Source organism: Cedecea sp. VD22 (assembly GCF_037150195.1).
GTDB lineage: Bacteria > Pseudomonadota > Gammaproteobacteria > Enterobacterales > Enterobacteriaceae > Cedecea.
In genome coordinates, this window is the sequence record NZ_JBBCPX010000013.1 from 124,476 (window position 1) to 131,418 (window position 6,943).

The following is a 6,943-nucleotide window of genomic DNA, read 5'->3' on the forward strand; positions in this document are numbered from 1 at the left end:
TTCAACCGTTAATCTCTTCTATGAGGGTCTGGCGAAAGGTTCCGTTCACTTCCAGCCCTGTTTCATATGTCATCACAGAGCCAGTGAATGTCTCAGGGGAATCACCGTCATTCCCCTGAGAACCCGGACTCCCGGCCAAATGAATCGACCGCGTGAGCGGCAGACCTCCGTTTTATCTCCCAGTCCTGGATCGGCTGAGATGCGTTCCCGACGCTCTCAACCTCCGGCCGTTCCCGACGGCCGGACCCTGGCCAGTCGGAGAGAAAACGAAGGCGATTTAAGCCGGAACCGTGCCTCGCTTCAATCCCGCAGCGATACGGAAAGTTCCAGTCGCTTCCAGTTCCACAGCCACGCCGTTGTCCCCGGCTCTCAGCGCCCCCGGTTATGACCCAACTCAGGCGGGGTTGAACTGTCGGGAACAGCGAAAGAGAGCGATCGTCGGGAACGAATCGCGAACGACCCCGAATGTTTGGGGTGATAGCCGGTGGGTTTACCGCTTCAGCGGCGATGAGCTCGCCGGGCGCCGGGGCTGTTCGGGGGATGGCGTTATCCCCCGGACACGTTCACCGTTTGCTGCGGTGGCAAAGATAACTTGTCGGATGGGTGAACGGAAAACTGCTTGCTGGCAGATCCTTCTTTTCGAAATGATAAAATAAAGATCTGTATTAAAGGCAATTATAGGAGTACGAGAAAGTAAATCGTAGGGCTACCCCAAATACTCAATAACCGACAACCCGCCGTTATAATCCGTGCTGTACACAATCCCTTGAGCGTCGACAAAGACATCACAGGACTGGATCACCTGCGGGCGTCCAGGGCGAGTATCCATCATCTTTTCCGGGGCGGCAGGTACCAGCGCACCTGTTTCTACCGGGCGGTACGGGTTGGAAATATCGTAGGCTCGCACGCCAGCGTTCTGATACGTCGCGAAAATTAGCGTATCGCTGATAAAGCTACCTGGGCGGTTTTCGTGCAGATTATGCGGGCCGAAATGCGCGCCTTTCGCCACATAATCAATCTCATCCGGCTGCGGGAACGTGGAGATGCTGACCGGGTTCGACGGGGCGCGAATATCGAACAGCCAAATCAGCTTCTCGCCGTCCTCCTGATTGTCCAGTACCGCTTCGTCGAGTACTACCAACAAATCGCGATTCGGCAGCGGCAGCGCCGTATGGGTGCCGCCGCCAAACGGCGGGCTCCAGTTACGGTGGCTGATGAGCTGCGGCTGAGCGCGATCGGAAACGTCCAGCAGCGTCAGGCCTCCGTCGCGCCAGCTGGCATACGCCGTGTCGCCGCTGATAATCGCGTGGTGTAGCGCATAGCGTTTGCCTTCCGGCCAGGTGGGCTGCTCGCCTGCGGCAGTGTTCATGCCCGGCAGCCACCAGTTGCCTGCCACCTGCGGATTGCGCGGGTCGGCGAGGTCGATAGTCAGGAAGATATAATCGCTAAACCCATCGATCAGCGCGGAAACATAGGCCCAGCGGCCGCCCACATACCAGCAGCGGTGGATGCCGATGCCGCTCAGCGACAGGAAGCTGATTTCTTTGGGTTTATCCGGCGTGGAGATATCAAAAATGCGTAATCCGGCGCTCCAGCCTTTGTCCTGCACGTCGCGAACCGTTTCGCCAACCGATTTGGTGTAGTAAACCTTCTCATCGGCGAAGCGCACGTCGGCAAACAGATCCCGGGCGTTAATCACCAGCAGCAGGTCGTCGTGCGCCTGCAGGTGAATATTCCAGGTACCCGGCGGCGCGGGCACGAAACCCGCCGCTTTCGGGTTTTTAGGATCGCGGACGTCCACAATCGAAAAGCCCTGCGACACCATATGGCCGATATACGCATAGCTCCGGTGCACCATTAGCTGCACGCCGTCCGGTTTTCCTCCCTGATCGCTATGGCCGATCAGCCGCATATTGCGGCTGTATTCGGGTTGTGGCAGTGCCATTGCGGAACTCCTTATTTATTTTTCGCTTCGAGCGTGGCGAACCACGGCGCGATAAAGTCGTCGGTCTGGCCCCAGCCTGGAATGATTTTGCCCAACGAAGTGACGTTGACCGGGCCAGGCTGGCTGGCTAGCAGAGCCTGTGGAATGGCTGCGGCTTTAAAGTCGTAGGTCGCAGGCGTTTGTTCCCCGGCGATCTTGTAGGCCACCAGGCGCACGTTGGTGGCACCGATCAGCTTCGGATCGACCGCCACGCTGACTTTCCACGGGCTGTTGGCTTCGCGCATCAGCTGAATGTCCTGGTTGGAAACGTCGATGCTATAGAGCTTAATTTCGGTACGGCCGTTTTCCTGCAGCGCTTTATAGGCGCCCTGGCTGAAGGCATCCCAGGTGCCCCAGATGGCATCGATTTTGCCTTTCGGGTACTTCGCCAGCACTGCGCCCACTTTGTTGGCGGTGTCGCCCTGCACGTCGGAAGAAACCGCGCCGATGGACTCCAGCTCTTTAATGCCCGGGTTGGCTTTCAGCAGTTCCTGATAGGCCGCCTGGCGGCGTTCCATCGGTGGGAAACCGGCCACCCACAGCTTGATGATGTTGGCTTTGCCGTTGAAGTCTTTGACCAACTGGCCGAAGGAGAGGCTGGTCAGCGAGGCGTCGTCCTGCTGGGTGACGGTCACGCCGGGAATGGTGCCGTTTACGGCGGTATCAAAGACCGACACCGCAATGCCTGCGGCTACAGCTTTTTTCACCAGTTCGGTGGAGTAAGGATCGCGACCCTGAGAAAGAATAATCCCGTCATACTTCTGGCTGATCGCCTGGTTCACAAAGTCCTGGAAGCGGGCGTCGTCGCCGTTGCTCAGGAACGTGCTGACCTTGAAGCCCAGCTTTTTAGCCTGTTGAACCGCACCTGCGACAAACTGCGTAGTGTTGTCGTCGGAGCCCAGGTTGCGGATCACGGCGATGCGGATTGGACCGTCGTGGGCGGCGATTTTTTCCGGCACCGGCGATGGCGTAGCGGCGTGGCCCGGCAGAGCGGCAAGCAGGCTAAGCGCCAGCAGCGAAGTTGTCAGTTTTTTCATGGTCGTTACCCTGTGTGAAGTTGTTGTTTTAGCGTCGTTGTATGTAAGTAATTGCCAGTGCGGCAGCCAGCACCAGGCCTTTAATAATGTCCATCGCGTAATAGGGCACGGAGAGCATCACCAGCCCGTTTTGCAACACGCCCAGAATCACCGCGCCTACCAGCGTGCCGAGCGCGTTAGGTTTACCGGAACCTGCCAGAGAGAAACCAATCCAGGCGGCAGCCACGGCATCCATCAGGTAGCCGCCACCGGCGTTAACCTGTGAAGAGCCAATACGTGAGGCCAGCAGGATGCCGCCCAAACCTGCCAGCAGAGAGGCCAGCACGTAGGCCGCCACGCGGTAACGGGTGGTACGAATGCCGGACAGGCGAGCCGCCTCCGGGTTGCCGCCGATGGCGTACATCCGGCGGCCATGTTTGGTCAGAGAGAGCGCGAGCTGTGCGACCAGCGTGACCACCAGCATGATGATGACGATGGTCGGCACCTGCCCGAGCAGGCCAAAGGCGGCGGGAATCGTCCCTTCCGCCATGTCGCCGCTCGGCAGCACCATGTTTTCGGTGATCGATCCACCGTAGCTGTAGGTCATCGCCACGCCCTGAATCACAAACAGGCTGGCAAGCGTGGCAAGCATGTCGGGAATTTTCAGCACCACGATCAGGAAGGCGTTGAATAGCCCGACCAGCGTGCACAGCACCAGGGTAATAAGAATCGCTTCGGTGGTGCCGAAGCCGTGCCAGACGAACAGCGAAATCACCAGCGCGTTTGCCAGCGAGGCGGTCGAGCCGACGGACAAATCAAACCCGCCCACGGTGAGCGAGATTGACACGCCGATGGCGATCACCGTCACGATGGCGATGGAGCGCAGAATATTAATGATGTTGTTCGGCTCAAGGAAACTGTCGGACGCGATGCCGAACAGCGCCACCAGGGCCACCACGGTGAGCAACATCCCCCATTTGTAGAGAAAGTCAAAGAACTGTTGGCGGCCTGACGCGCTGGCCTTAAGGGATAATGCTTTGCTCACGCGGGGGTTCCTCCGGTGGAGTAGAGTAATAAGGTTTCTTCGGTAGCCTGGTGGCCGTCCAGCTCAGCGACGATGCGCCCGTCCCACAGCACGCAGATGCGATCGCACAGCCCGACCAGCTCGGCAAATTCGCCCGAGGCGTAAATCACCCCTTTGCCACGACGGGCCAGCTTGTCAATCAGCACGAAGAGGTCGGTTTTGGCTTTGATGTCTACGCCTTTGGTTGGCTCATCAAAAATCAGCACGTCGGCTTCGTTGCGCAGCCATTTGCCGATGGCCACTTTTTGCTGATTGCCGCCGGACAGGCGGCGCAGCGCTTGCGCCGGGCCGCTGGTGCGAATGCCCAACTGCTGAATGGTCTTCTCCGCCCAGTGCTTAGCTTTGCGGTAGTCGAACAGCCCCCAGCGGGTAAACTGGCTGTCGGCGCTGACGGCGAGATTCATGGTGACCGACTCGTCGATAAAAATGCCTTCTTTGCGGCGCTCCTCCGGCACCAGCACAACGCCGCGAGTGACGGAATCCGCCGGGTCGGTCGGGCGCTAGGCCTTGCCTTTTAATTCGCCGCGATCAAGCGTGCTGCGGGTGGCGCCGAACAGCGCTTTGCAAAGCTCGGTTTTCCCCGCTCCGGCGAGGCCCGCAATGCCCAGAATTTCGCCTTTGCGCAGGCGTAACGAGATGTCGCGCAGCAGCACATCGTCATGCAGACCTTCCACTGCCAGCAGCGTGTCGCCCTCAACCGGCGGGCGGTGAGGGGGATAAATATCGTCCAGCTGGTGGCCCAGCATTTTCTCTACAATCTCTTCGCCACTGAGATGCCCCATCGGGCCGCTGTCCACCAGCTTGCCGTCGCGCAGCACCGTCATCTGGTCGCAAATGGCTTTCAGTTCATGGATGCGGTGGGAGATAAACACCACGCCAATGCCACCGCTTTGTAGTCGCTGCACGACGCGGAAAAGATGCTCGCTTTCCTGGCTGTCCAGCGGGGCGGTGGGTTCGTCGAGGATCAGAAAGCGGCAATGATGTGAGAGCGCCCGCGCCAGCAGGATTTGCTGTTTTTCCGCCAGGGTGCATTGCTCAATACGTTTTTTGACGTCGATCTCTACGTCGAGCTGCGCCAGCGCTTCTCGAGCCTGCCGGTAAATTTTCGACCAGCGGTAGACATGCCCCGTTTCGGCCAGCTTATCGAGCATGATGTTTTCCGCCACGCTCAGGCCCGGCACCAGGGCAACGTCCACTTCCTGCTGCACCAGATGGATCCCCAGCAGTTTGGCGTCACGCGGGTTGCGGATCGTCACCGTTTCACCGTCGATCAGGATTTCGCCCTGGTAACCCTCGTGCGCGCCGGAAAGCACCGCCATCAACGTGGATTTACCCGCGCCGTTTGCGCCGGTTAAAGCATGTACCGAGCCGCCCTCCAGCCGGAAATTCACCAGGCTCAGCGCGTTAAAGCCCGCGAAGGCGATAGAGATTTCTCGCATCTCAAGGCGGTTAAGCGTGGTCATAGCTGCAGCGGCTTCCGGGTTTAATGAATTGATCTGTCGAATTTTTAACGGCCTTCTGGGTTGCGGGCAATGAACGAAAAGACATAAGATAAAGCAAAATGATATTAGCCGTCCAGATGTCTGGACATATCATCGGCATAGAATATATCCCGCCAGCGAAGAAAAGGAAATGCATCATGACCAGCACCGCTATCCGCGTGGTTACCGGCCCCGCGAATTACTATTCACACCCCGGCAGCCTTGCTCGTCTGACTGAGTTTTACAGCGAAGATCAGCTGAATAACGCAGTCTGGATCTACGGCGAGCGCGCGTTTGCGGCGGCCCGGCCTTTCCTGCCGGCGGCGTTTTCGCTGCCCGGCGCGAAGCATATTCAGTTTGGTGGGCACTGCAGCGAAAGCGACGTGCAGAGGCTGGTGGCGGAGTCTGGTGAACGTCAGGTGGTGATCGGCCTCGGCGGTGGAGCGCTGCTGGATACGGTCAAAGTGGTTGCTCGTCGGCTGAATGCGCCAGTGGTGGCGATCCCGACCATCGCGGCAACCTGCGCGGCCTGGACGCCGCTGTCCGTGTGGTACAACGACGCCGGCCAGGCGCTGCGCTTCGAGATTTTCAACGATGCTAACCACCTGGTGCTGGTGGAGCCGGAAATTATCCTGCGTGCGCCGCAGGAATATTTGCTGGCCGGCGTCGGTGACACGCTGGCGAAGTGGTACGAAGCGGTGGTGCTTAGCCCGCAGCCGGAAAATCTGCCGCTGACCGTGCGCCTCGGTATTGGTGCGGCGCTGGCGATCCGCGATGTTTTGCTGGAGCGCAGCGAACAAGCGCTGGAAGATCAGCGCCAGGGCAAGTTAAGTCAGGCGTTTCTGGACGTGGTCGAGGCGATTATTGCCGGGGGCGGGATGGTGGGTGGCCTGGGCGAACGTTACACCCGCGTTGCCGCCGCGCATGCCGTCCATAACGGTCTGACGACGCTGCCGCAAACCGACCGCTTCCTGCACGGCACGAAAGTGGCCTACGGGATTCTGGTACAGAGCGCACTGCTGGGGCAGGACGATGTTCTGGCGCAGCTGACGCAGGCCTATAAGCGTTTCAATCTGCCAACAAAACTGGCGCAGTTGGATGTGGATATCCATAATCGTGCCGACCTGGATAAGGTGATTGCCCGTACTTTACAGGCCGGGGAGTCGATTCATGCGCTGCCGGTGGCGCTGTCGCCGGAGAGTTTGCTGGCGGCGCTGGAGAAGGTTGAGGCGTTGTAAAGATTTGCCCCTCACCCTCTCCCCATGTACGGTCCGGGGACATCGTGAACACTTGTTCGGGGACATGGTAGACACTTACAACTAAGGCATAAGAACCCGTTTATGGAGCCGCTTATGCCGTGGGATGCGAGAGATACCAT

The 6,943-nt window shown here is 59.0% G+C and carries 4 protein-coding genes and 1 pseudogene; 1 reads left to right on the forward strand and 4 read right to left on the reverse strand.

From position 1 onward, the window contains the following. Positions 1–706 precede the first annotated feature (706 nt). The 4 genes and pseudogenes from WFK85_RS19230 to WFK85_RS19245 form a co-directional block, all read right to left on the reverse strand. A complete protein-coding gene (locus tag WFK85_RS19230) occupies positions 707–1,945 on the reverse strand; it encodes an LVIVD repeat-containing protein (protein WP_336709023.1) in 1,239 nt (412 codons plus the stop codon). 11 nt (positions 1,946–1,956) lie between these two features. Further along, positions 1,957–3,021, reverse strand: a complete 1,065-nt coding sequence (locus WFK85_RS19235) for a sugar ABC transporter substrate-binding protein (protein ID WP_008460349.1) — start codon at positions 3,019–3,021, stop codon at positions 1,957–1,959. 28 nt (positions 3,022–3,049) lie between these two features. After that, positions 3,050–4,045 carry an ABC transporter permease gene (locus tag WFK85_RS19240; RefSeq protein WP_008460348.1) on the reverse strand — a complete coding sequence of 332 codons (996 nt, stop codon included), beginning with the start codon at positions 4,043–4,045 and terminating at the stop codon, positions 3,050–3,052. After that, positions 4,042–5,547 (reverse strand): annotated as a pseudogene (locus tag WFK85_RS19245) (sugar ABC transporter ATP-binding protein). The gene WFK85_RS19240 and the pseudogene WFK85_RS19245 overlap by 4 nt, the downstream one beginning before the upstream one ends. Positions 5,548–5,723: 176 nt before the next feature. Here WFK85_RS19245 and WFK85_RS19250 point away from each other — a divergent pair. Continuing rightward, complete coding sequence (locus tag WFK85_RS19250) at positions 5,724–6,803, forward strand: oxidoreductase (RefSeq protein ID WP_336709024.1); 1,080 nt, start codon at positions 5,724–5,726, stop codon at positions 6,801–6,803. Positions 6,804–6,943: the final 140 nt, after the last annotated feature.